Source organism: Leclercia sp. EC_58, from assembly GCF_019584355.1.
GTDB lineage: Bacteria > Pseudomonadota > Gammaproteobacteria > Enterobacterales > Enterobacteriaceae > Enterobacter.
On sequence record NZ_VDAM01000001.1, the window covers coordinates 2,841,481 to 2,863,732 of the forward strand.

The following is a 22,252-nucleotide window of genomic DNA, read 5'->3' on the forward strand; positions in this document are numbered from 1 at the left end:
ATCATTATAAAAGAAAGTAATAAGCCTGCTAATTATGCGCCTGGGTGATGGGTGCTGCAATGACGGTGAGCATTATAAGCTTAAAGGGAACTGCGGCCCGTAGGCCGCAAAGGAGGATTAATAGCGGGAAGGGACGCCTTCCGGACGGGTTTTAAAGCGGCGATGCAGCCACATATACTGTTCCGGTGCCAGCAGGATGCATTTCTCAACCACGCGATTCATCCACGCGGCGGTGGTTGTCGCATCGTCCAGCGGTGGAGAACATTCCGGTTCCAGCATCATCAGTTCATAGCCCTTGCCGTCAGGTTTGCGACGCGGCACAAAAGGAACAATCGCCGCGTTCGACAGACGGGCCAGGGTCCATGTCCCGGTGGTGGTGGCTGCCTCGTCGACCGCAAAGAAGGGCACAAAGACGCTGGCGGTCGGGCCGTAGTCATGATCCGGCGCGTACCAGATCACCTCACCGGATTTCAGGGCGCGGATCATGCCCTTGAGATCCTTACGGTCGATCATGCTCTTGTTGGAGCGCATCCGGCCCCAGGTTTGCAGCCAGTCGATCACCGGGTTGTCGTTCGGGCGATAGACGCCAATACCGGGCGCCTGCATACCAAACATCCGCGCGCCGATCTCCAGGGTCAGAAAATGGACGCCGATCAGCAGAACGCCGGTTTTATTGGCCTGCAGATTGTGCACCGGATCCATGCCGGTACCGGTCACTTCCGTCCAGCGCGCCATGCGCTTATTGGACCAGAACCAGGCCATGCCGGTTTCCATCAGCCCCATGCCGACGGATTCAAAATTTTTCACCACCATGGTGTCACGCTCATGCTCGCTCATCTCCGGGAAACAGAGTTCCAGATTACGGTGGGCAATGCGGGCGCGGCGGGACATAAAGCGCATCGCCAGTCGACCCAGACCGCAGCCAAGACGGTAGATCAGCGGGTAGGGCAGCTGCACCAGTAACCATAATAAACCGATGCCAGCCCAGGTCAGCCAGTAACGAGGATGTAGAAGCGCAATGGAAAATTTAGGTAGTTGAGTCATGTCGTTCCTGTTTGTGATACGTCCTGTTGGCGTAGTGTCGCATTTTTCCATTGATAACCAAAATGCATCGCTATGGAATGGTCATGAATAGAGCAAATGTTATACCCTCGGCATTTTAACGTGAGAAATGTAGCGCAAAATGAAGGGATGTAAATTCCCAATGTTTGCTATATGATGCCGACCGATTTTCATTCTTATACGATTGCAGGAACCGTACACCATGCCAGTGTTACACAACCTCATTTCGAACGAAGAGCTGAAAGCGCGCATGTTGGCTGAAACCGAGCCGCGCACGACGATCTCGTTCTATAAATATTTCACTATCGTTAACCCGCAGGCTACCCGCGACGCGCTGTACAAGGCGTTAACCGCCCTGAACGTATTTGGCCGTATCTATTTGGCCCATGAGGGCATCAATGCTCAGATCAGCGTGCCTGAAAGCAAGGTCGATGAGCTGCGCAGCTTCCTTTATGGCTTCGATCCGGCCCTGGACGGCCTGCGCCTGAATATTGCCCTGGACGATGATGGGAAATCCTTCTGGGTGCTGCGCATGAAAGTGCGCGAGCGCATTGTGGCGGACGGCATTGATGACCCGACCTTTGATGCCAGCGACGTGGGCGATTACCTGAAAGCGTCAGAAGTGAATGCCATGCTGGACGATCCTGACGCCGTGTTTATCGATATGCGTAACCACTACGAATATGAAGTGGGCCATTTCGAAAACGCCCTTGAGATCCCGGCAGATACTTTCCGTGAGCAGCTGCCAAAAGCCGTTGAGATGATGCAGGAGCATAAGGACAAAAAAATTGTCATGTACTGCACCGGCGGGATCCGCTGCGAAAAAGCCAGCGCCTGGATGAAGCACAACGGCTTTAACAAGGTGTGGCATATCGAAGGCGGGATCATCGAGTATGCCCGTCGCGCCCGCGAGCAGGGGCTGCCAGTGCGCTTTATCGGCAAGAACTTCGTCTTTGACGAGCGCATGGGTGAGCGCATCTCTGATGATGTGATTGCCCACTGCCATCAGTGCGGCACCGCCTGCGACACCCATACCAACTGCAAAAATGACGGTTGTCATCTGCTGTTTATTCAGTGTCCGGCCTGCGCTGAGAAGTTTAACGGCTGCTGCAGCGAGCTGTGCAGCGAAGAGAGCATGTTGCCTGAAGAGGAGCAGCGCCGCCGCCGTGCCGGGCGCGAAAATGGCAATAAGATCTTTAATAAGTCGCGGGGGCGTCTGAATACCCGCCTGGGCATTCCTGACCCGGAGTGACCCTGAAACCTTGCCCGGTCGCGTGACCGGGCGAGGGCATTATTTCTGCTGAACCCCTTCTACCGAAATGATCAGCTCTACGTCCTGCGACGCCGGGCCCAGATCGGTAGTGATGTTGAAGTCTTTCAGGTGAATTTTACCTGATGCCTCAAATCCGGCGCGTTTCCCGCCCCACGGATCGTCACCCTGACCAATCAGTTTTGCATCCAGCTTAACCGGTTTCGTTACGCCTTTCAGCGTCAGGTTGCCGGTAATATCCAGCCCGTCACCATCCTTTTTCACCTCGGTAGAGGTGAAGGTCGCCTGCGGGTATTTCGCCACGTTGAGGAAGTCTGCGCTGCGCAGATGTTTATCGCGCTCGGCGTGGTTGGTATCCAGGCTGTTGGTGTTCAGGGTCACGTTGACCTTATCATTCGCCGGATTGCTCTCATCAAAGGTGAATGAGCCATCGAAATCCTTGAATGTGCCGTACAGCCAGCTGTACCCCAGATGCTGAATACGGAAGTTCACAAAGGCGTGCTGGCCTTGTTTATCAATTTTGTAATCCGCTGCCACGGCGGCGCCGGTGGTGAACAGCAGAGACGCTAAGGTTAATCCCAGCAGGCTTTTCTTCATTTTATGCTCCAGAGTCAGGGGACGCTTTGCCCAACATACGTGTCAGGGTGGCGTCTTTGTCGATAAAGTGATGTTTTATGGCGGCAAGGCCATGTAATACGGAGAGAATGACTACGCCCCAGGCCAGCCATAAATGCACGGTTCCGGCCAGATCGGCCTGTGGGCCGGCATCGGCCAGCAGGGCGGGCACGTCAAACAGGCCGAAGACACTGATAGGTTTTCCGTCGGCGGTGGAGATCAAATAGCCGCTGATCAGGATGGCGAAAAGCAAGGCGTAGAGGGCGATATGCGCGGCGGCCGCGCTAATACGCGTAAAGCGAGTCTGGCTTTTCAACGCCGGCGGAACAGGGGAGACATGGCGCCACAGCAGCCGCACCACCAGCGCCAGCATCAGCATAAAGCCGATACTTTTATGCAGCTCCGGTGCCTGGTGATACCAGCCATCGTAATAGCTCAGGGTCACCATCCAGAGGCCAAGACCAAACATGCCGTAAACCGCAATTGCCATCAGCCAATGTAGACTCATGGAAATAACGCCATAGCGTGTGGGGGAATTTCGCACCTGCATTTTGAGCACCATTATTAATTCGCAAGCGCTAAAAATGGCGTGGGGAAAACATTAATGCAAATGATATTTACACATATTCAATATTAATTTTATTCGTTCAGTTATTTTGAATTAAAAACAGAAGTTATAGTCAATTACGCTGTAAAGGATTTTCGGGATTGGCTGATCTTTGGCGGGTTAAGACGTTTTTATGATGTTCAAATAATTTATTGCGAAATTATAGTTATTTTAAGAAGTGTCAATTTTTGTCAATGAATCTCATCAGAAAAATACAATATAAAGGATATCGAGGATTGCTAACAGCGACCACAGCAAAATATAGAGCATCAGGTGCTCGCGAATATTATTGACCAGATAGCTAACGATACGACGCATGAAAATACCGGTAAAAGGATGAAAGAAAGGCTTCGGAAACCCGAAGCCTGACACCATTATCGGCTAAAGCGAGACAGGGAGAAAGGCGTGAGATCAAACGGCGGAGCGATCTGCTGAGAAAATTGTGCGGCAATCTCACCCAGCACGCTGGCGAATTTGAATCCGTGCCCGCTCAGACCGGTGATCAGCAGTGTATTATCGTGGCCCGGCAGGGTATCAATGATGAAATCTTCGTCCGGCGTGTTGTCATAGGTACAGGCTGCTCCGTGTAACAGGCCACCGATACCCGGCAGGACATTGCGCAGGAATTTGAATGCTTCAGAGCCATCTCCAGGATACGCGCCAAACGGCTTACGTTCTTCCGGCGAGTTAATCACCTGCCCGCCGTTATGTTTGCCGATCTTCAGGGCATCTTTCTCGGACGGGAAGCCGTAAAACTGGTCGCCGTCAGGCAGCTCGCCGGTAAAGGCAGGGAAGTGATTCTGATGGCTGTAGCGCCCGTCAGCCTGGAACCAGGAGAAAACTTTGCGTACCGGCTGCACCGGCAGGCCGGGCACCAGACGTGAAACCCAGGTGCCGGCGCTCACCAACAGGCGGCTTGCGCTGTAGGGGCCTTCCGGGGTGTCAACGGTGACACCGTCGTCATGATGGGTAATAGCGCTCACCGGGCAGTTAAACAATTGGGCGCAACCCGCCTCTTTCGCCAGCGCAATCCAGGTTTTAATGGCCAGCTCGCTGCGCAGTACCCCAGATTCGGCCTCAAACAGACCGATATAACCTTCGGGCACCTGGATTTCAGGCCAGCGCTTCATTACCGCCGCCGCGTCCAGCCGCTCAAGATTGAGATTGAACTGGCGGGCGCTCTGCTCAACGTTCGCCAGGAATGACGAATCGGACGGCCCAAGATTGACCACGCCCGTGCGTTCAAAGACCGGCTCACCGCTGATTTGCGCCAGTTCATCCCACAGCGCCTGCGCCCGTAACACCAGCGGCACATAGCTTTCGCCTTCGCCGTAAGCGTGGCGCATCAGACGGGTATCGCCGTGGTGACTCCCTTCGGTGTGGGGTGGCATATGGGCATCGATCATCAGTACGTTCTGACCGGCTCGCGTTGCGTAATAGCCTGCCGCCGCGCCGACAGATCCGCTGCCAATAATAATAAGATCGTATTTCATGAGGCTCTCTTTACGCGTTTCGTTGATTAGCAGGGTAATTAAGAAGGCAGGGTTATACAAGGGAGAAATAAACGAGGCACCGTGAGGTGCCTGTTGGGTGAAAAAGTGTCGTGACGCTAGTGCCGCCGGTACTCATTTTCCTGGTAGTCACTGGATTCTATTTTTGCAATACCGGCTTCTAGAATAGAAATAAACTGACGCGCGACATCTGTGGTTAACCACAACGTCTGCCCAACTTCCGCTTCTTCGGTGTCAGGGTGATTTGGGGTCTGGTAATGCAAACGCAGCATCAGTGCGTCGTAGCTATCTACAGTACTGATATCCCAGCCTACAAGCGGATGGGTCTGGATGACTTCATTATTCTTTTCCATCATAACCCCCTGAATACGTGTTAAAAAGATAACGACTGTGAGGTTCAATGCGTGTTTTTCTGAAGCAATTTCAGTATATCAATAAATAAGGCTTCTGAAGGGAAAAAGAAACAGGCAGTCCAAAATATTTATGCGTTTTAGGATTGTTTGAACATTAAAACATCACCTTGCCGATGATTTTTGACAGAGTCAGTCAGAATATTCGTGCTTTTGACGTGAAAAGAGGAAAAAAAGCCGGGGCGACCCGGCAAAAAAACACAATGAAGGAGAAATTTAATCGGTAATAAACCAGTCGTCAGCGCTCTCCCAGGTTTCCTGTAAAATTTCGCTGATGCGCTCTTTATCATCTTTTGCGCCACCGATGACCGAGAGATTGTTTGACCCCGCATAACGCACGGTGACGGCACCTTCGCGTTCGGGAAAGGAGTTGTTTATACGGCGGGATAATTCACCCGCCAGTGCGTCCAGCGCACCAGCAGGCAAAGGCGTTGTTCTGGCAATGGTCACTTCAATACGCATAATTGCCCCCTGTGTTATATACTGTGTATTTATACAGTTATATTGTTGAACTTACAACAGGGGGCAAATAATTTTTAACGCTTCACCGTCCACTGTACGGTTTCACCTGCGAGGAAGGGGATCAGGGTGTCGTCAGTCAGGGGGATAGACTCCGCGACACTGCTCTCTTCGCGCACCAGCTCAACAAAGCTCTCATTCACTGGCAGACCATAGAAACGCGGCCCGTTCAGGGAGCAGAACGCCTCGAAATGTTGCAGGGCATTCATCTCGTCAAATACCTGCGCGTAGCTGGCAAGGGCGGTCGGGGCGTTAAAGCAGCCTGCACAGCCGCAGCTGGCCTCTTTCCGATGACGGGCATGGGGCGCGGAGTCGGTGCCGAGGAAGGCGCGCTCAAAGCCGCTGGCAACCAGCTCGCGCAGCGCCTGCTGGTGGACATTGCGTTTGAGGATCGGCAGGCAGTAGAGGTGCGGACGCACGCCGCCTACCAGCATATGGTTGCGGTTGAACATCAGGTGCTGCGGGGTGATAGTGGCCGCCAGAAGCTTATTGCCATCACGCACGTACTCCGCGGCATCTTTGGTGGTGATGTGTTCAAACACCACTTTCAGACCCGGCAGGCGCTGGCGCAGCGGCTCCATCACGGTTTCGATGAAGCGGGCTTCACGGTCGAAAATGTCGATGTCGGCGTGGGTCACTTCGCCGTGCACCAGCAGTGGCATCCCCAGTTTTTCCATACGCTCCAGCACCGGCATAATCGCGTCAATGCTGGTGACACCGTGGCTGGAGTTGGTGGTGGCGTTGGCCGGATAGAGTTTGGCGGCGGTAAAGACCCCTTCGCTAAAGCCGCGCTCAATCTCATTCGGATCGAGCGTGTCGGTCAGATAACAGGTCATCAGCGGGGTAAAATCGTGGCCGGCAGGCACGGCAGCAAGAATGCGCTGGCGATAGGCGATCGCCGCATCAACCGTGGTGACCGGCGGCACCAGGTTTGGCATGACAATCGCGCGGCCATAAATTTCACTGGTATACGGCACGACGGTTTTCAGCATATCGCCATCGCGAAGATGGATATGCCAGTCGTCTGGGCGGCGGATTTTCAAAACCTGGGATTGTGCAGTCATGGATAGGCTCCGGCTGAGTGAGATGATTTTTGCCGGACACAAAGAATAGGGGGAAACGTTTTCGTTTGCACTCTTTTCTGTAAAAAAAGGCGCCGAAGCGCCTCACAGGTTAATCGACGAAGGGGATGACAATCTCACCCGGCTTCACTTCGATACCTTTTGCATACTTTTTCGCCAGCGCTTCGCCCTGGCTGTTGTCTTCGCTCAGGATATAAGCCGGCTGGTGATTAAAGTAGTTTTGCAGGGACTGGTTCAGGTATGGCATCAGCGTCTGCAGAACCGGTTTCATCTTCTCCGGCGAGACCACAGCGTCGGTGATCTCCATCTGTTGCAGGTAGATGGCACCCTGATCCTTATTGAAGACCGGCAACGCTTTTAACTTCAGCTTGATATTGGCTTTCTGGCTGCCGAACAGCGAATTCATATCCAGACTGGCATCGCCGGAGAGCATCACTTTGTTTGGCTCTTCGCGGCCAATCTGGCTGGCAAGATTGCTCAGGACGATATGCGCATCGGCGACGCCGGGCACACCGATATCTTTCGCAAAGTTATTGCGCTTCTGCAGGGCCTGGTTGATCTCCTGTTCACTGACCGTGTACTGGGTGAGCTGATTACAACCAACCAGCAGACCGCTGATGATCAACGCAGTGGCAATAACAATCTTTTTCATGGTTTTCCTCGACATACTGGCGCTTCAATCCTGACGCGCCAGTATGTCAGGGGAGTGTCCCTCAGACCAGCAGAATAAACTGATAACGGCGAAGAACAGGAATAGTGCCTGAATCCCGGTCAGGCTCCGGGCTCCAGCACGCCGGGTGCAGCGCGCTTGTGGCTGAACTGCCAGCCCAGCGCGAAGAAAGTGGTTACCCCAATCAACGTCAGCATCATCCACGGCAGTTCAGGCTGGTTAAAGGCTTTCCCGGCATCGAACAGCCAGCCGCCCCCGGCATAGCCCAGCGCGCCACCAATCGCCAGACCGAGACGGCTGAAGCCCATATAGCTGCCCCGCGCGCGCGGATCGGCCAGCTCGGCGCTCAGCGTTTCGCGAGCGGGTTCGGCGATGATGGAGCCGATATAAAAGGTGCAAATCAGCATAAACAGCTGTTGCAGGGAGCTCACCATCCCAATGGGCAGCATGCTCAGAGACATCAGCAGCAGGCCCGCCATCAGGCGATGCTCCAGGCGGAAGCGTTTTTCGCTCCAGCGGGCAATAGGGTAGAGGAGGGTGAGGGAGAGGCAGGCCTCAATGGCGTACATCCACTTCACCGCCGCCGGCGAGCCGGCAATATCGTTAACCATGATCGGCAGCATCAGCATCACCTGTACGCCGAGCATGTAATAGCCCGCCAGGGTCAGCACATAGGTGATAAAACGTTTGTCGCGCCAGATGCGATCGAGCCCCTCCCGTACCGGCGCCTTGACGGTAGAGAGCTTCCAGGCGGGCAGCAGCCAGGCGTTAAAGGCCGCACACAGAATAAAAAGCACTGCACCTGTGGCGCAGACCAGCCGAAAATCGTACTGCAGCAGCCAGCTTCCCAGCAGCGCCCCCACCACCGCGCCCGCGCTGTCCTGCATCATCAGCAGCGAGAAAAAACGCCCGCGATGCCGGGGACGGATCAGCTTCACGACGAGCGCCGTGCGCGGCGGATCGAACAGCGTGCCGCCCAGTCCGGAGACAATACAGGAGACCCATAGCAGCCAGGGCTCATGGGCAATCGCCATGGTGGCAAAACCCGCCGCCCGCAGCAGCATGCCGGTGACAATCATCGGTTTGGCACCAAAGCGGTCGGCAATCGCGCCGCCAAACACCCCTAGCCCCTGCTGGACAAACTGGCGCAGCCCCAGCGCAATGCCGACCATCAACGCTGCCCAACCCATCTGATCCACAAAGCGAATGGAGATGAGCGGAAATACGACAAAAAAGCCGAGTACAACCAGCATGTTATCAACAAGCAGGAAATATTTACCCAGGCTCCGGGCCTGTGAGATATGGGACATTTCCCCTCCAGGGAAATATACCCGTCATACTTCAAGTTGCCGGTGCGTTGGCCTCCTCGCTCACCCCTGTCACTTACCGGAGTAAGCTCCAGGGGATTCGCTGCGTCGCCGCCTTCCTGCAACTCGAATTATTTAGGGTATCAAGATAATGAGCGCGCTAATATTCTGCGGTTTCGCCGGGTTTTTTCCCACTGCGCAGGCGACAATATTTTTTTATCAAAAAGGCATTTTGATTGAGGGTTTTCATCGAAAAATGTGAAAAGTCTTCAAAATGGTATGTCGCTGTTTTCCCAGACGGCAGCGGCGCAGGTATAGTAAAGCTAACGGGTCAAGGTTGTAACATGAAGGAGTTGTATCCATGTTTGGCTATCGCAGTAATGTGCCGAAAGTGCGTCTGACGACCGACCGGCTGGTGGTTCGCCTCGTGCATGAGCGTGATGCCTGGCGTCTGGCGGACTACTACGCTGAGAATCGTCAGTTTTTAAAACCCTGGGAACCCGTGCGGGATGAGAGCCACTGCTATCCTTCCGGCTGGCAGGCCCGGCTGAGCATGATCGCCGAGTTTCACAAGCAGGGCTCGGCGTTCTACTTTGCTCTGCTGGATCCCGATGAAAAAGAGATCATCGGCATCGCCAACTTCTCTAACGTGGTGCGGGGCTCGTTTCATGCCTGCTATCTGGGGTACTCCATCGGGCAAAAATGGCAGGGGCAGGGGCTGATGTTTGAGGCGCTGACCTCGGCAATCCGCTATATGCAACGTACCCAGCATATGCACCGCATTATGGCCAACTATATGCCGCACAATCAGCGCAGCGGCGGTCTGCTGGCGCGCCTCGGATTTGAAAAGGAGGGCTACGCCAAAGATTACCTGCTGATTGACGGCGAATGGCGCGATCATGTCCTGACGGCGCTGACAACCAAAGAGTGGAGCGCGGGGCGCTAAGGAACAGAGATGAAATACCAGTTAAGCGCCACAGAAGCGCGCGTCATTGGCTGCCTGCTGGAGAAGCAGGTCACGACGCCGGAGCAGTATCCGCTCTCGGTAAATGCGGTCACCCTGGCCTGCAACCAAAAAACCAACCGTGAACCGGTGATGAACCTTGCCGAACATGAGGTACAGGATCTGCTGGATGCGCTGGTGAAACGCCACTACCTGCGCACTGTCAGCGGTTTTGGCAATCGCGTCACCAAGTATGAGCAGCGTTTTTGCAACTCCGAGTTTGGCGCCCTGAAGCTAAACTCCGCCGAAGTGGCGCTGATCGCCACCTTGCTGCTGCGCGGAGCGCAGACCCCTGGCGAACTGCGCACCCGGGCGGCGCGCATGCATGAATTCGCCGATATGCAGGAGGTGGAGCAGACCCTCGAAGGCCTGGCGGCAAGAGAAGATGGCCCGTTTGTCCTGCGCCTGGCGCGCGAGCCCGGCAAGCGTGAAAGCCGCTATATGCATCTTTTCAGCGGAGAGGTTGAAACCATCGCCGCCGCCGTTGAGGCAGTGGCTCCCGCCACGGACGAAACCCTACTGGCCCGCGTTGAAGCGCTGGAAAACGAAGTCGAAGAACTGAAGCAGCGCCTCGATTCGCTGCTGGCACATCTGGGAGATTAACGGTGACAAAATTACGTGTGGGCGTGGTAGGGCTGGGTGGGATCGCCCAGAAAGCCTGGCTGCCGGTGCTGAGCGCCGCATCAGACTGGACATTGCAGGGGGCATGGTCGCCCTCGCGGGATAAGGCGATCAGGATCTGTGAATCGCTGCGTATGCCTTACTATGAGTCGTTGCAGGATCTGGCCCGCGCCTGTGATGCGGTCTTTGTCCATACCTCCACCGCCACCCATTACCAGGTGGTTAGCGAGCTACTGCATGCCGGGGTGCATGTCTGTGTTGATAAACCGCTGGCGGATAATCTGGCCGACGCCGAGCGCCTGATTGAGCACGCTGCACAGAAAAAACGCACCCTGATGGTCGGTTTCAACCGTCGCTTTGCGCCGCTCTATCAGCAGCTGAAAACCCAGCTGCACGGTGCGGCATCCCTGCGCATGGATAAGCATCGCGCCGACAGCGTCGGCCCCAACGATCTGCGTTTTACCCTGCTGGATGATTATCTGCATGTGGTGGACACCGCGCTGTGGCTGGCGGGAGATAATGCGCGTCTTACCGGCGGCACGCTACAAACCAACGAGCAGGGGGCGATGATCTATGCCGAGCACCATTTCAGCGCGGGCAATATGCAGATCACCACCTCCATGCACCGCCGGGCAGGTAGCCAGCGGGAGTGGGTCCAGGCGGTGACGGACGGCGCGCTGCTGGACGTAACCGATATGCGCGAGTGGCGCGAAGAGCGGGGCGCTGGGGTCGTTACCCCGGCTATTCCTGGCTGGCAGAGCACCCTGGAGCAGCGTGGTTTTGCGGGCTGCGCGCGCCACTTTATTGAATGCGTGCAAAATCAGAGGGTTCCTGAAACCTCGGGTGAACAGGCGATCCGCGCCCAGCGCATCGTGGAGAAGCTCTGGCGCGATGCCATGAGCGAATAACCCTCTGTAACATCTGCCCATAGCAATTCCTGTTTTTACGAGTAGACTAGGCGCGTTTTGCGTTTTCCAGGCCGGGTACGCATAGCGTCACCCGGCTAAATTACGCCTGCTTTGCAGGCGTTTTGTTTCAGGTAGTGGAAGCTCACGTTAATGAACCTATTAAAATCGCTGGCCGCCGTCAGCTCGATGACCATGTTTTCGCGCGTGCTGGGTTTTGCGCGCGACGCCATTGTGGCGCGGGTCTTTGGCGCAGGGATGGCCACTGACGCCTTTTTTGTCGCGTTCAAACTGCCCAACCTGCTGCGTCGAATTTTTGCCGAAGGCGCCTTTTCCCAGGCGTTTGTGCCCATTCTGGCGGAATACAAAAGCAAGCAGGGTGAAGACGCCACCAAAGTATTTGTCTCCTACGTCTCGGGGCTGCTGACCCTCGCGCTGGCCATCGTCACCGTGATTGGGATGCTGGCGGCACCCTGGGTTATCATGGTGACCGCCCCCGGCTTTGCCGATACCGCCGACAAGTTTGCCCTGACCACGCAGCTGCTGCGCATCACCTTTCCTTATATTCTGCTGATCTCCCTGGCGTCGCTGGTCGGGGCCATCCTCAACACCTGGAACCGCTTCTCGGTACCGGCCTTTGCGCCCACCTTCCTTAACGTCAGCATGATCGGCTTTGCGCTGTTTGCCGCGCCGCACTTTCATCCACCAGTACTGGCGTTGGCCTGGGCGGTGACGGTGGGGGGCGTGCTCCAGCTGGCGTATCAGCTGCCGCACCTGAAGAAAATCGGCATGCTGGTGCTGCCACGCATTAACCTGCGCGATGCCGGCGCGATGCGGGTGGTGAAGCAGATGGGGCCGGCGATCCTTGGCGTGTCGGTGAGCCAGATTTCACTCATCATCAACACCATCTTCGCCTCCTTCCTCGTCTCCGGGTCGGTTTCCTGGATGTACTACGCCGATCGCCTGATGGAGTTTCCCTCCGGGGTACTGGGGGTGGCGCTGGGCACCATTTTACTGCCCTCACTCTCCCGCAGTTTCGCCAGCGGCAATCATGACGAATATTGCCGCCTGATGGACTGGGGGTTACGCCTCTGCTTCCTGCTGGCGCTGCCAAGCGCCGTGGCGCTGGGGATCCTGGCGAAACCACTCACCGTCTCCCTGTTCCAGTACGGTAAATTTTCCGCGTTTGATGCCGCCATGACCCAGCGGGCGCTGGTAGCCTATTCCGTCGGGCTGATAGGGCTTATCGTGGTAAAAGTGCTGGCTCCGGGCTTCTATTCGCGTCAGGACATCAAAACCCCGGTGAAAATCGCCATTGTGACGCTGATTATGACCCAGGTGATGAACCTTGCGTTTATCGGCCCGTTGAAGCATGCCGGTCTGTCGTTATCCATCGGTCTGGCGGCCTGTCTCAACGCCGGGCTGCTCTACTGGCAGCTGCGTAAACAGCAGATCTTTACTCCGCAGCCGGGCTGGTCGCGCTTCCTGCTGCGCCTGGTGATTGCGGTGCTGGTGATGGCGGCCGCGCTGGTGGGGATGCTCTACGTAATGCCGGACTGGTCGCTGGGCACCATGCCGTATCGTCTGCTGCGCCTGATGGCGGTTGTGCTGGTGGGGGTAGTGGCCTACTTCGCCACCCTCGCGGTGCTGGGCTTTAAGGTGAAAGAGTTTACCCGCCGCACGGCGTAACGCAAAAAAAGGGGAGCGCCTGTCGGTGCTCCCCATTCCTGTGGCTATCGCCTGATTAAATCGAAATTTTCTTTCCGCCGCTGCGTGAGCTGGCTGTCTGGCCATCGGCGCCATACAGTCCTGTCTCCTGATGCGGCTTAAGCACGGCAAGCGCCTGCTGGTTACGAAGGATTTGCCCTTCCAGTAACCACCCGTTGTGCTGATTCAGATCGCGCAGATGCTGCGTTTTTTCAGTAATAGTTTGCCAGCGTTCGACGACATCATCATTTGCACTATGGCGCGCGGATTGCTCGCTGCGTCGCTGCTGTTCAAGGTAGTCCAGCGTGGCCAGCAGTGAGCTTTTATCTTCTGTAATGCGCTGCAGCGCGCTGCCATGAACATTTCCGGCAGAGAGCTGCTGCTGTTCGGCGTCCATGACCGTTTTCAGATCGTTCAACACGACCGTCATTTGATCCATTATTTCCGTCAGACGACTCATACAGTGGTTACTCTAAGAAACTTTGCGCATCCTGGATAAGCGCATCAGCGATTTTACTGGTATCCATTTTCAGCTCGCCATTGCGGATGGCGGTTTTCAGCGCTTCAACACGCTCCATGTTGATATCGTTGCTACCAGGCTGCATCAGTTTCGCCTGGGCATCGCTCAGCGTGACGCTGGTGCTGTTGGCGGTCGCCGATTTTTGCGGGCGAGTCTTTGCAGTGGCAGTGTCATTCATTTCGCGCGGTTGAACTGGGCTAACCGGCTTCAGGGGCGATGTACGATCAATGCTCATTATGTTGTCCTCATCGAGGGTTCGCGGCGTTGGCGCCTGACATCATCATTAAGTTACTTCTATATCGGCAGCCGCCGCATAATCTTTAAAAAGATTATAGGTTAATCAGAATATTCCCATCAGGATCCACCGTTCCGCTCACCACCTGGCCCGAAGACATTCTCACCCGGGCGTTTTGCGCAACCGCCGCATTGTTTAGCGCCTGACCTTCACCGTTAACGCTAAAGCCGTCGCCGCTGGCGATAACCATCACCCGCTGCCCGGCTTTGATCCGCCATGATTGACGCAGCATCGATAGCTGCAAAGGCTGCCCTGGCACCAGATCGCGCAGGCTGACGGCATTCTGCACCTGGTGAATATCCAGGATGGCCCGGGGTGGAAGCTGATCCAGCCTGCCGCGCTTCAGCGTCACGCTGTCCGGCTGCAGGGCGGCACCCCGGGGGATACTCCGGGACGCGACAACATAATCGCCCGTTGCCTGAACTGCAACCTGTATAAATCGTTTTTCATTGCCACATCGTGCGGTAACGCTGACGTTGCCCCACAGCTTCGTGTTGCCGAGAACGCTGAATGCAGGCGTCTCGCACGAAGGACGCATGCGGGCGGGTGTGCGAACCTGCACCGAAACCTCATCGCTGAACCCCGCCAGCCGCTGGGCAAAAAATTCCGTCAGCTGGGCGTCAAGATCCTGCGCCTGCGTGAGGGCGCTCCAGAGGAGCAGGGTTGCGGTGAAACCACGTTTGAGTGCCATATCGCCCGTTACCGTCGGTTTAATGATGAGCAGAATTCTACCTGTAGCGGTTTGTCATCAACGCAATAAATAGCGACGCATTTTGTGCTTATTCCGTCGATGAAGTAGACGGGGTGAGATTTAAGCTATCCACTGAAATTTTGCCATCAGCGGAGGAGACATGCTCGATAAACTCGACGCCGCGCTACGTTTTCAGCAGGAAGCGCTCAATTTACGCGCCCAGCGTCAGGAGATTCTGGCCGCCAATATCGCTAACGCCGACACCCCCGGGTTTCAGGCGCGCGATATCGATTTTTCCAGTGAATTAAAGAAAGTGATGGAGCGCGGTCGGGCCGAAAATAGCGGTGTCGCCCTTGCGCTGACGTCTGCACGCCACATTCCCGCACAGACCGTGACCACCCCGAGTATCGATTTACTTTATCGCATTCCCGATCAGCCATCCCTGGACGGTAACACCGTTGATATGGACCGGGAGCGTACGCAGTTCGCCGATAACAGCCTGCAGTACCAGATGGGGCTGACCGTTCTTGGCGGGCAGATTAAAGGCATGATGAATGTTCTGCAGGGAGGCAATGGTTAATGGCCTTACTCAATATCTTTGATATCGCGGGTTCAGCCCTGACCGCGCAATCGCAACGACTGAACGTCGCCGCCAGTAACCTGGCGAACGCCAACAGCGTGGCGGGTCCGGACGGGCAACCTTACCGCGCCAAACAGGTGGTGTTCCAGGTCGATGCCGCACCGGGCGCCGCAACCGGTGGGGTGAAAGTTGCCAGCGTAATTGAGAGCCAGGCACCGGACAAGCTGGTCTACGAGCCGGGCAACCCGCTGGCGGACGCCAACGGCTACGTCAAAATGCCGAACGTGGATGTGGTGGGCGAGATGGTGAACACCATGTCAGCGTCCCGCAGCTATCAGGCCAACGTTGAAGTACTGAACACCGTGAAGAGCATGATGCTTAAAACGCTCACTCTGGGCCAGTAAAGGAGAGATCAATGTCCATTGCAGTCAATGTAAATGACAGGTCGAGTGCCACAGGCGTCAGCGGCACTACCGGCAACAGTTCGCTTACCGGCAGCAACGCGTCCGATCTGCAAAGCAGCTTCCTGACGCTGTTGGTCGCACAGCTGAAAAACCAGGATCCAACCAACCCGATGCAGAACAACGAACTGACCACGCAGCTTGCGCAGATCAGTACGGTGAGCGGCATCGAGAAACTGAATACCACGCTGGGTTCTATTTCCGGGCAGCTCGACAGCAGCCAGTCGATGCAGGCCAGCACGCTGATTGGTCATGGCGTGATGATCCCGGGCTCCACCATTCTGGCAGGCAGCAGCAGCACCGACGGCACCAGCACCACCTCCACCACGCCGTTTGGTGTTGAGCTGCAGCAGAGCGCCGACAAAGTGACCGCCACCATCACCGACAGAAACGGTGCGGTGGTTCGCACTATTGATATCGGCGAACTGAAAGCCGGTGTTCATACCTTTACCTGGGACGGCACGATGACCGACGGCAGCAGTGCGCCAAATGGTTCGTATAACGTTGCTATCTCCGCCAGCAGCGGCAGTACGCAACTGGTGGCCCAGCCACTGCAGTTCGCGATGGTGCAGGGTGTGATCCGCAGCAGCAACGGTAACACGCTGGATCTGGGGACTTACGGTACAACTACGCTCGACGAAGTTCGGCAGATTATATAAGCCTTAACCTTTATCAGGAGTAACAAATGGCCTTTTCACAAGCGGTCAGCGGCCTGAATGCTGCAGCCACTAACCTCGACGTCATTGGTAACAACATTGCCAACTCCGCGACCTATGGCTTTAAGTCTGGTAGCGCGTCGTTCGCAGATATGTTCGCCGGTTCCAAAGTCGGTCTGGGCGTAAAAGTCGCCGGGATCACCCAGGACTTCAGCGACGGTACCACTACCAACACCGGTCGTGGTCTGGATGTGGCGATCAGCCAGAACGGTTTCTTCCGTATGCTCGACAGCAACGGTTCCGTCTATTACAGCCGTAACGGCCAGTTCAGCCTGGACGAAAACCGCAACCTGGTAAACATGCAGGGTCTGCAGGTGACCGGCTATCCGGCAGCGGGCAGCCCGCCAACGGTACAGACCGGCGCGAACCCGCAGCCGATCACCATTCCTAACAATCTGATGGCCGCCAAAGCGACCACCACAGCAGCGCAGCAGATCAACCTGAACTCCACGGACAGCGTGCCTAACATCCCGTTTGACGTGACCAGTGCTAACCCGGATTCAGACAGCTTCAACAAGAAAGGCACCATCACCGTCTATGACAACCAGGGTAACGCCCACAACATGTATGTCTACTACGTGAAAACGGCGGACAACAAGTGGGATCTCTACACCCAGGACGGTAGCGCCGCGAATGGCAAGATCACCAAATCTGCCCAGATGAGCTTCGACCCCAACGGTAACCTGGAAGGGGTGACTAACTACATCGCCCAAGGCACTACGCCGGAAACCTGGGCCCTGGACACCACCAACGTAAATACCAGCACGTCTATCAACGTAACCACCGATCCGCTGAGCGGCGCGCTGCCGGTGACCTTCTCCCTGAGCTTCCTGAACTCCATGCAGCAGAACACCGGGGCGAACAACATCGTGGCGACCAACCAGAACGGCTACAAGCCGGGCGACCTGGTGAGCTATCAGATCAACGACGACGGCACCGTGGTAGGTAACTACTCCAACGAACAGAACCAGGTGCTGGGTCAGATCGTACTGGCAAACTTCGCCAACAACGAAGGTCTGCAGTCAGAAGGGAACAACGTCTGGTCTGCCACGCAGTCTTCAGGCGTGGCGCTGCTGGGCACCGCAGGTTCCGGTAACTTCGGTACCCTGACCAACGGCGCGCTGGAAGCCTCCAACGTCGACCTGAGTAAAGAGCTGGTCAATATGATCGTCGCGCAGCGTAACTATCAGTCGAACGCGCAGACCATCAAAACCCAGGATCAGATCCTCAACACGCTGGTTAACCTCCGCTAAGTGGCTGACGGGATAGCTTAATGGATCACGCAATATATACCGCGATGGGCGCCGCCAGTCAGACGCTCAATCAGCAGGCCGTCACCGCCAGCAACCTGGCGAACGCCTCGACGCCGGGCTTTCGCGCGCAGCTCAATGCGATGCGCGCCGTCCCGGTGGAAGGGCTCTCCCTGCCGACGCGTACGCTGGTGACCGCCTCCACCCCGGGGGCCGATATGACACCCGGGCAGATGGACTACACCTCGCGCCCGCTCGATGTGGCGCTGCAGCAGGACGGCTGGCTGGCGGTTCAGACCGCAGACGGCGGCGAAGGCTACACCCGTAACGGGAACATCCAGGTGGACGCGGTCGGGCAACTGACCATCCAGGGACGTCCGGTTATTGGTGAAGGTGGCCCGATCACCGTGCCGGAAGGCTCGGAGATCACCATCGCGGCCGACGGCACCATCTCCGCCCTGAACCCGGGCGATCCGCCGAACACCGTCGCGCCGGTTGGCCGCCTGAAGCTGGTAAAAGCCGAAGGTTTTGAAGTGCAGCGTGGCGACGACGGCATGTTCCGTCTGACCCAGGCGGCGCAGGCCACCCGTGGCGCGACGTTACAGGCTGACCCGACCATTCGCGTCATGTCTGGCGTGCTGGAAGGCAGTAACGTTAAGCCGGTGACCGCGATGACCGACATGATCGCCAGCGCCCGCCGTTTTGAAATGCAGATGAAGGTGATTTCCAGCGTTGATGAAAACGCCAGTCGCGCCAACCAACTGCTGTCAATGAGTTAACAGGACTACTTATGATCAGTTCTTTATGGATCGCGAAAACGGGCCTCGATGCGCAGCAAACCAATATGGATGTCATCGCCAACAACCTGGCGAACGTCAGCACCAATGGGTTTAAGCGTCAGCGTGCGGTTTTCGAAGATTTGCTTTATCAAACCATTCGCCAGCCAGGGGCGCAGTCGTCTGAACAGACTACGCTGCCTTCCGGTCTGCAGATTGGTACCGGTGTTCGCCCGGTAGCGACTGAACGTCTGCACAGCCAGGGCAACCTCTCCCAGACCAACAACAGCAAAGACGTGGCGATCAAGGGCCAGGGTTTCTTCCAGGTTCAGCTCCCGGACGGGACCTCTGCCTATACCCGTGACGGTTCGTTCCAGGTGGATCAGAACGGCCAGCTGGTGACCGCGGGCGGTTTCCAGGTGCAGCCGGCGATCACCATTCCGGCGAACGCCCTGAGCATTACCATCGGGCGTGACGGGATCGTGAGCGTGACCCAGCAGGGCCAGGCTGCGCCGGTGCAGGTTGGCCAGCTCAACCTGACCACCTTCATGAACGACACCGGTCTGGAAAGCATCGGTGAGAACCTGTACATCGAAACCCAGTCCTCCGGCGCGCCGAACGAGAGCACACCGGGTCTGAACGGTTCAGGTCTGCTCTATCAGGGGTATGTGGAAACCTCAAACGTCAACGTCGCGGAAGAGCTGGTGAATATGATCCAGGTTCAACGCGCGTACGAAATTAACAGTAAAGCAGTGTCGACGACCGACCAGATGCTGCAGAAACTGACGCAACTCTAAGGTGTAGCCCGGTGCGGTTCACGCCGCACCGGCTCCCTGTTTTCGAAGATGAAGGCAATGCAAAAACACGCGGCGATTCGTTATCCGATAGTGACTCTCCTGGCCGTTACCCTCAGCGGTTGCGCCTGGGTTCCGTCTCAACCTTTGGTGCAGGGTGCGACTTCCGCCCAACCCATTCCTGGCCCGACGCCGGTAGTGAATGGCTCAATTTTCCAGACCGCGCAGCCGATTAACTACGGTTATCAGCCGCTGTTTGAAGACCGTCGCCCACGCAATATCGGCGATACGCTGACCATCCAGCTGCAGGAAAACGTCAGCGCCAGTAAGAGCTCGTCGGCGAATGCCAGCCGCGACGGGAAAACCAATTTTGGCTTCGACACTGTGCCGCGCTATCTCGAAGGACTCTTCGGTAACGCACGCGCCGATGCCGAGGCGTCTGGCGGCAACTCCTTTAACGGTAAAGGCGGCGCCAATGCCAGCAACACCTTTAGCGGCACGTTGACAGTGACCGTCGACCAGGTGCTGGCGAACGGCAATTTACATGTAGTGGGTGAAAAACAGATCGCCATCAACCAGGGCACGGAATTCATTCGCTTCTCCGGTGTGGTTAACCCTCGCACCATCAGCGGCTCCAACACCGTACCGTCCACTCAGGTGGCCGATGCGCGCATTGAGTATGTCGGCAACGGCTACATCAATGAGGCGCAGAATATGGGCTGGTTGCAGCGTTTCTTCCTTAACTTATCACCGATGTAATCGAGGTGACCTATGTTTAAATCCCTCTTCGGGTTCCTGCTGGTGCTGGTGGCGACATGTGCCCAGGCCGACCGTATTCGCGATCTCACAAGCGTACAGGGTGTGCGGGAAAACTCACTGATCGGTTACGGTCTGGTTGTGGGGCTTGACGGGACGGGCGACCAGACCACCCAGACGCCGTTCACGACCCAGAGTCTGAACAACATGCTCTCCCAGCTCGGCATCACGGTGCCCGCCGGGACCAACATGCAGCTGAAAAACGTGGCGGCGGTAATGGTTACCGCCTCTTTCCCGGCCTTTGCACGCCAGGGGCAAACCATCGACGTGGTGGTTTCCTCTATGGGGAATGCGAAAAGCCTGCGCGGCGGGACTCTGCTGATGACCCCTCTGAAAGGGGTGGATAGCCAGGTGTATGCCCTGGCGCAGGGTAACATCCTTGTCGGCGGGGCGGGTGCCTCCGCAGGCGGCAGCAGCGTGCAGGTCAACCAGCTTAACGGCGGCCGTATTACCAACGGGGCGGTTATTGAGCGTGAACTGCCGACCCAGTTCGGCAGCGGCAACACCATTAACCTGCAGCTGAATAATGACGACTTCACCATGGCGCAGCAGATTGCGGACACCATCAACCGCAACCGCGGCTACGGCAGCGCCACCGCGCTGGATGCCCGTACCGTGCAGATCCGCGTCTCCAGCGGCGGCAGTAATCAGGTGCGTCTGCTGGCGGATATCCAGAATATGGAAGTGAACGTCACGCCGCAGGATGCCAAAGTGATCATCAACTCCCGCACCGGCTCGGTGGTGATGAACCGTGAGGTGACGCTGGACAGCTGTGCCGTGGCGCAGGGCAACCTGTCGGTGACCGTCAACCGCTCGGCTAACGTCAGCCAGCCGGATACGCCGTTTGGCGGCGGTGAAACGGTGGTGACGCCGCAGACCCAGATCGATTTGCGTCAGAGCGGCGGCTCGCTGCAGAGCGTGCGCTCCAGCGCCAACCTGAACAACGTGGTACGTGCCCTGAACGCGCTGGGTGCCACTCCGATGGATCTGATGTCGATTCTGCAATCCATGCAGAGCGCGGGCTGCCTGCGCGCCAAACTGGAAATTATCTGATGCTGACCGATAGCAAACTGCTGAGCAGCGCGGCCTGGGATACCCAGTCGCTCAACGAACTGAAGTCTAAAGCGGGCAAAGATCCGGCGGGCAATATCCGCCCGGTTGCCCGCCAGGTGGAGGGGATGTTTGTCCAGATGATGCTGAAAAGCATGCGTGAAGCCCTGCCAAAAGATGGCATCTTCAGCAGCGACTCGACGCGTCTGTACACCAGCATGTATGACCAGCAGATTGCGCAGCAGATGACTGCCGGTAAAGGGTTGGGACTTGCCGATGTGATCGTTAAGCAGATGGCGGCCGCGCAGGGCGTGCCGCCAGAAGAGGCACCGCAGCAGGTGCCGATGAAGTTCGATCTGGAAAGGGTCACCAGCTATCAAAACCAGGCCCTGACGCAGATGGTGCGTAAAGCGGTGCCGAAGGTGCCTGAGAGCAATGATGAACCCCTTACCGGCGACAGCAAAGACTTCCTGGCACAGCTCTCCCTGCCGGCGCGTCTCGCCAGCCAGCAGAGTGGGGTGCCGCATCACCTGATTCTGGCCCAGGCGGCGCTGGAGTCGGGCTGGGGGCAACGCCAGATCCGCCGTGAGAACGGTGAGCCGAGCTTTAACATCTTTGGGGTGAAGGCCTCAGGAAGCTGGAAAGGGCCGACTACCGAGATCACCACCACGGAGTATGAAAACGGCGAAGCGAAGAAGATCAAAGCCAAATTCCGCGTCTACAGCTCCTATCTCGAGGCACTTTCAGACTATGTCGGCCTGTTGAGTCGTAACCCGCGCTATGCGGCCGTGACCCAGGCCGCGACGGCAGAGCAGGGTGCGCAGGCGTTGCAGAACGCGGGCTACGCCACCGATCCGCAGTATGCCCGCAAGCTGACCAGCATGATCCAGCAGTTGAAAGCGATGGGTGAGAAAGTCAGCAAAGCCTACAGCAACGATATCGAAAATCTGTTCTGAAAGTTCTCAAGTCCGGCTGGGGCCTGCCGATAATCTCCAGCAGGACTCATGTCTGAAA

General features: G+C 56.7%; 27 protein-coding genes. 14 read left to right on the forward strand and 13 right to left on the reverse strand.

From position 1 onward, the window contains the following. Positions 1 to 117: 117 nt before the first annotated feature. Positions 118 to 1,044, reverse strand: a complete 927-nt coding sequence (locus tag FHC51_RS13880) for a Kdo(2)-lipid IV(A) acyltransferase (protein WP_220435799.1) — start codon at positions 1,042 to 1,044, stop codon at positions 118 to 120. Between the two features lie 220 nt (positions 1,045 to 1,264). Here FHC51_RS13880 and FHC51_RS13885 point away from each other — a divergent pair, with 220 nt between their 5' ends. Then, entirely contained in the window at positions 1,265 to 2,314 is a 1,050-nt protein-coding gene (locus FHC51_RS13885; RefSeq protein WP_103823690.1) for a rhodanese-related sulfurtransferase, read from the forward strand. Positions 2,315 to 2,353: 39 nt separating this feature from the next. On the opposite strand, the gene FHC51_RS13890 is transcribed toward FHC51_RS13885, so the two are convergent. The 9 genes from FHC51_RS13890 to mdtH all read right to left on the reverse strand — a co-directional run bounded on the left by FHC51_RS13890 (position 2,354) and on the right by mdtH (position 9,056). Continuing rightward, positions 2,354 to 2,929 (reverse strand): YceI family protein, encoded by a 576-nt coding sequence (locus FHC51_RS13890; protein ID WP_220435800.1) that lies wholly within the window; start codon positions 2,927 to 2,929, stop codon positions 2,354 to 2,356. A 1-nt stretch (position 2,930) separates the two neighbouring features. After that, positions 2,931 to 3,497 (reverse strand): cytochrome b, encoded by a 567-nt coding sequence (locus tag FHC51_RS13895; protein ID WP_156238375.1) that lies wholly within the window; start codon positions 3,495 to 3,497, stop codon positions 2,931 to 2,933. Positions 3,498 to 3,758: 261 nt separating this feature from the next. Then, the gene (locus FHC51_RS13900) at positions 3,759 to 3,872 is read right to left on the reverse strand and encodes a YceO family protein (RefSeq protein WP_103823691.1); all 114 of its coding nucleotides are present in this window, start codon (positions 3,870 to 3,872) and stop codon (positions 3,759 to 3,761) included. A 56-nt stretch (positions 3,873 to 3,928) separates the two neighbouring features. Further along, on the reverse strand, positions 3,929 to 5,047 hold the full coding sequence (gene solA, locus FHC51_RS13905; protein WP_220435801.1) for an N-methyl-L-tryptophan oxidase: 1,119 nt from the start codon (positions 5,045 to 5,047) through the stop codon (positions 3,929 to 3,931). Positions 5,048 to 5,163: 116 nt separating this feature from the next. Next, entirely contained in the window at positions 5,164 to 5,418 is a 255-nt protein-coding gene (gene bssS, locus FHC51_RS13910; RefSeq protein WP_103179063.1) for a biofilm formation regulator BssS, read from the reverse strand. Between the two features lie 273 nt (positions 5,419 to 5,691). Beyond that, positions 5,692 to 5,937 (reverse strand): DNA damage-inducible protein I, encoded by a 246-nt coding sequence (gene dinI / locus FHC51_RS13915; RefSeq protein WP_103823692.1) that lies wholly within the window; start codon positions 5,935 to 5,937, stop codon positions 5,692 to 5,694. Positions 5,938 to 6,011: 74 nt separating this feature from the next. Continuing rightward, the gene (gene pyrC / locus FHC51_RS13920) at positions 6,012 to 7,058 is read right to left on the reverse strand and encodes a dihydroorotase (RefSeq protein WP_220435802.1); all 1,047 of its coding nucleotides are present in this window, start codon (positions 7,056 to 7,058) and stop codon (positions 6,012 to 6,014) included. A 109-nt stretch (positions 7,059 to 7,167) separates the two neighbouring features. Then, complete coding sequence (locus tag FHC51_RS13925) at positions 7,168 to 7,728, reverse strand: lipoprotein (RefSeq protein ID WP_114315358.1); 561 nt, start codon at positions 7,726 to 7,728, stop codon at positions 7,168 to 7,170. Positions 7,729 to 7,847: 119 nt separating this feature from the next. Next, complete coding sequence (mdtH, locus tag FHC51_RS13930) at positions 7,848 to 9,056, reverse strand: multidrug efflux MFS transporter MdtH (protein ID WP_220435803.1); 1,209 nt, start codon at positions 9,054 to 9,056, stop codon at positions 7,848 to 7,850. 358 nt (positions 9,057 to 9,414) lie between these two features. Here mdtH and rimJ point away from each other — a divergent pair, with 358 nt between their 5' ends. From rimJ to murJ, 4 genes are all read left to right on the forward strand, one after another. Continuing rightward, positions 9,415 to 9,999, forward strand: coding sequence for a ribosomal protein S5-alanine N-acetyltransferase (gene rimJ, locus FHC51_RS13935; protein WP_103179068.1), 585 nt, complete (start codon positions 9,415 to 9,417; stop codon positions 9,997 to 9,999). A gap of 9 nt (positions 10,000 to 10,008) precedes the next feature. After that, on the forward strand, positions 10,009 to 10,659 hold the full coding sequence (locus FHC51_RS13940) for a YceH family protein (protein ID WP_220435804.1): 651 nt from the start codon (positions 10,009 to 10,011) through the stop codon (positions 10,657 to 10,659). Positions 10,660 to 10,661: 2 nt separating this feature from the next. Then, positions 10,662 to 11,585 carry a Gfo/Idh/MocA family protein gene (locus tag FHC51_RS13945; protein WP_220435805.1) on the forward strand — a complete coding sequence of 308 codons (924 nt, stop codon included), beginning with the start codon at positions 10,662 to 10,664 and terminating at the stop codon, positions 11,583 to 11,585. 150 nt (positions 11,586 to 11,735) lie between these two features. Continuing rightward, entirely contained in the window at positions 11,736 to 13,271 is a 1,536-nt protein-coding gene (gene murJ / locus FHC51_RS13950; protein ID WP_220435806.1) for a murein biosynthesis integral membrane protein MurJ, read from the forward strand. 55 nt (positions 13,272 to 13,326) lie between these two features. Here murJ and flgN read toward each other — a convergent pair whose 3' ends face one another. The 3 genes from flgN to flgA all read right to left on the reverse strand — a co-directional run bounded on the left by flgN (position 13,327) and on the right by flgA (position 14,795). Then, the gene (gene flgN / locus FHC51_RS13955) at positions 13,327 to 13,749 is read right to left on the reverse strand and encodes a flagella biosynthesis chaperone FlgN (RefSeq protein ID WP_103179072.1); all 423 of its coding nucleotides are present in this window, start codon (positions 13,747 to 13,749) and stop codon (positions 13,327 to 13,329) included. A gap of 7 nt (positions 13,750 to 13,756) precedes the next feature. Continuing rightward, positions 13,757 to 14,044: a flagellar biosynthesis anti-sigma factor FlgM gene (flgM, locus tag FHC51_RS13960; protein WP_103179073.1), complete on the reverse strand. Its 288-nt coding sequence runs from the start codon at positions 14,042 to 14,044 to the stop codon at positions 13,757 to 13,759. Between the two features lie 94 nt (positions 14,045 to 14,138). Next, entirely contained in the window at positions 14,139 to 14,795 is a 657-nt protein-coding gene (flgA, locus tag FHC51_RS13965; protein WP_220435807.1) for a flagellar basal body P-ring formation chaperone FlgA, read from the reverse strand. Positions 14,796 to 14,955: 160 nt separating this feature from the next. Between flgA and flgB the strand changes: the two genes are divergently transcribed. The 9 genes from flgB to flgJ are packed head-to-tail and all read left to right on the forward strand — an operon-like array spanning position 14,956 to position 22,194. Continuing rightward, entirely contained in the window at positions 14,956 to 15,375 is a 420-nt protein-coding gene (gene flgB, locus FHC51_RS13970; protein ID WP_103179075.1) for a flagellar basal body rod protein FlgB, read from the forward strand. Continuing rightward, on the forward strand, positions 15,375 to 15,779 hold the full coding sequence (gene flgC / locus FHC51_RS13975; protein ID WP_220435808.1) for a flagellar basal body rod protein FlgC: 405 nt from the start codon (positions 15,375 to 15,377) through the stop codon (positions 15,777 to 15,779). Before flgB ends, flgC begins: the two co-directional genes overlap by 1 nt. An 11-nt stretch (positions 15,780 to 15,790) precedes the next feature. Next, positions 15,791 to 16,495 (forward strand): flagellar hook assembly protein FlgD, encoded by a 705-nt coding sequence (gene flgD, locus FHC51_RS13980; protein ID WP_103179077.1) that lies wholly within the window; start codon positions 15,791 to 15,793, stop codon positions 16,493 to 16,495. Between the two features lie 26 nt (positions 16,496 to 16,521). After that, the gene (gene flgE / locus FHC51_RS13985) at positions 16,522 to 17,805 is read left to right on the forward strand and encodes a flagellar hook protein FlgE (protein ID WP_220435809.1); all 1,284 of its coding nucleotides are present in this window, start codon (positions 16,522 to 16,524) and stop codon (positions 17,803 to 17,805) included. A 20-nt stretch (positions 17,806 to 17,825) separates the two neighbouring features. Then, entirely contained in the window at positions 17,826 to 18,581 is a 756-nt protein-coding gene (locus tag FHC51_RS13990) for a flagellar basal body rod protein FlgF (protein ID WP_103179079.1), read from the forward strand. Between the two features lie 11 nt (positions 18,582 to 18,592). Beyond that, positions 18,593 to 19,375, forward strand: coding sequence for a flagellar basal-body rod protein FlgG (gene flgG / locus FHC51_RS13995; protein WP_032617536.1), 783 nt, complete (start codon positions 18,593 to 18,595; stop codon positions 19,373 to 19,375). A 57-nt stretch (positions 19,376 to 19,432) separates the two neighbouring features. Continuing rightward, on the forward strand, positions 19,433 to 20,131 hold the full coding sequence (gene flgH, locus FHC51_RS14000; RefSeq protein WP_039028917.1) for a flagellar basal body L-ring protein FlgH: 699 nt from the start codon (positions 19,433 to 19,435) through the stop codon (positions 20,129 to 20,131). Positions 20,132 to 20,143: 12 nt separating this feature from the next. Continuing rightward, entirely contained in the window at positions 20,144 to 21,241 is a 1,098-nt protein-coding gene (locus FHC51_RS14005; RefSeq protein WP_103179080.1) for a flagellar basal body P-ring protein FlgI, read from the forward strand. Continuing rightward, positions 21,241 to 22,194, forward strand: coding sequence for a flagellar assembly peptidoglycan hydrolase FlgJ (gene flgJ / locus FHC51_RS14010; RefSeq protein ID WP_103823705.1), 954 nt, complete (start codon positions 21,241 to 21,243; stop codon positions 22,192 to 22,194). The genes FHC51_RS14005 and flgJ overlap by 1 nt, the downstream gene beginning before the upstream one ends. The last annotated feature ends 58 nt before the right edge of the window (positions 22,195 to 22,252 follow it).

What these genes read in the sequence shown, in the direction of transcription:
- flgH (WP_039028917.1), top strand. Translation starts at nt 19,433, where the DNA reads ATGCAAAAACACGCGGCGATTCGTTATCCGATAGTGACTCTCCTGGCC.
- flgN (WP_103179072.1), bottom strand. Translation starts at nt 13,749, where the DNA reads ATGAGTCGTCTGACGGAAATAATGGATCAAATGACGGTCGTGTTGAAC.
- flgC (WP_220435808.1), top strand. Translation starts at nt 15,375, where the DNA reads ATGGCCTTACTCAATATCTTTGATATCGCGGGTTCAGCCCTGACCGCG.
- FHC51_RS13885 (WP_103823690.1), top strand. Translation starts at nt 1,265, where the DNA reads ATGCCAGTGTTACACAACCTCATTTCGAACGAAGAGCTGAAAGCGCGC.
- FHC51_RS14005 (WP_103179080.1), top strand. Translation starts at nt 20,144, where the DNA reads ATGTTTAAATCCCTCTTCGGGTTCCTGCTGGTGCTGGTGGCGACATGT.
- FHC51_RS13895 (WP_156238375.1), bottom strand. Translation starts at nt 3,497, where the DNA reads ATGCAGGTGCGAAATTCCCCCACACGCTATGGCGTTATTTCCATGAGT.
- FHC51_RS13925 (WP_114315358.1), bottom strand. Translation starts at nt 7,728, where the DNA reads ATGAAAAAGATTGTTATTGCCACTGCGTTGATCATCAGCGGTCTGCTG.
- rimJ (WP_103179068.1), top strand. Translation starts at nt 9,415, where the DNA reads ATGTTTGGCTATCGCAGTAATGTGCCGAAAGTGCGTCTGACGACCGAC.
- murJ (WP_220435806.1), top strand. Translation starts at nt 11,736, where the DNA reads ATGAACCTATTAAAATCGCTGGCCGCCGTCAGCTCGATGACCATGTTT.
- dinI (WP_103823692.1), bottom strand. Translation starts at nt 5,937, where the DNA reads ATGCGTATTGAAGTGACCATTGCCAGAACAACGCCTTTGCCTGCTGGT.
- flgB (WP_103179075.1), top strand. Translation starts at nt 14,956, where the DNA reads ATGCTCGATAAACTCGACGCCGCGCTACGTTTTCAGCAGGAAGCGCTC.
- FHC51_RS13990 (WP_103179079.1), top strand. Translation starts at nt 17,826, where the DNA reads ATGGATCACGCAATATATACCGCGATGGGCGCCGCCAGTCAGACGCTC.
- FHC51_RS13900 (WP_103823691.1), bottom strand. Translation starts at nt 3,872, where the DNA reads ATGCGTCGTATCGTTAGCTATCTGGTCAATAATATTCGCGAGCACCTG.
- FHC51_RS13890 (WP_220435800.1), bottom strand. Translation starts at nt 2,929, where the DNA reads ATGAAGAAAAGCCTGCTGGGATTAACCTTAGCGTCTCTGCTGTTCACC.
- FHC51_RS13880 (WP_220435799.1), bottom strand. Translation starts at nt 1,044, where the DNA reads ATGACTCAACTACCTAAATTTTCCATTGCGCTTCTACATCCTCGTTAC.
- flgA (WP_220435807.1), bottom strand. Translation starts at nt 14,795, where the DNA reads ATGGCACTCAAACGTGGTTTCACCGCAACCCTGCTCCTCTGGAGCGCC.
- flgM (WP_103179073.1), bottom strand. Translation starts at nt 14,044, where the DNA reads ATGAGCATTGATCGTACATCGCCCCTGAAGCCGGTTAGCCCAGTTCAA.
- flgE (WP_220435809.1), top strand. Translation starts at nt 16,522, where the DNA reads ATGGCCTTTTCACAAGCGGTCAGCGGCCTGAATGCTGCAGCCACTAAC.
- bssS (WP_103179063.1), bottom strand. Translation starts at nt 5,418, where the DNA reads ATGGAAAAGAATAATGAAGTCATCCAGACCCATCCGCTTGTAGGCTGG.
- FHC51_RS13940 (WP_220435804.1), top strand. Translation starts at nt 10,009, where the DNA reads ATGAAATACCAGTTAAGCGCCACAGAAGCGCGCGTCATTGGCTGCCTG.
- mdtH (WP_220435803.1), bottom strand. Translation starts at nt 9,056, where the DNA reads ATGTCCCATATCTCACAGGCCCGGAGCCTGGGTAAATATTTCCTGCTT.
- flgG (WP_032617536.1), top strand. Translation starts at nt 18,593, where the DNA reads ATGATCAGTTCTTTATGGATCGCGAAAACGGGCCTCGATGCGCAGCAA.
- flgJ (WP_103823705.1), top strand. Translation starts at nt 21,241, where the DNA reads ATGCTGACCGATAGCAAACTGCTGAGCAGCGCGGCCTGGGATACCCAG.
- flgD (WP_103179077.1), top strand. Translation starts at nt 15,791, where the DNA reads ATGTCCATTGCAGTCAATGTAAATGACAGGTCGAGTGCCACAGGCGTC.
- pyrC (WP_220435802.1), bottom strand. Translation starts at nt 7,058, where the DNA reads ATGACTGCACAATCCCAGGTTTTGAAAATCCGCCGCCCAGACGACTGG.
- solA (WP_220435801.1), bottom strand. Translation starts at nt 5,047, where the DNA reads ATGAAATACGATCTTATTATTATTGGCAGCGGATCTGTCGGCGCGGCG.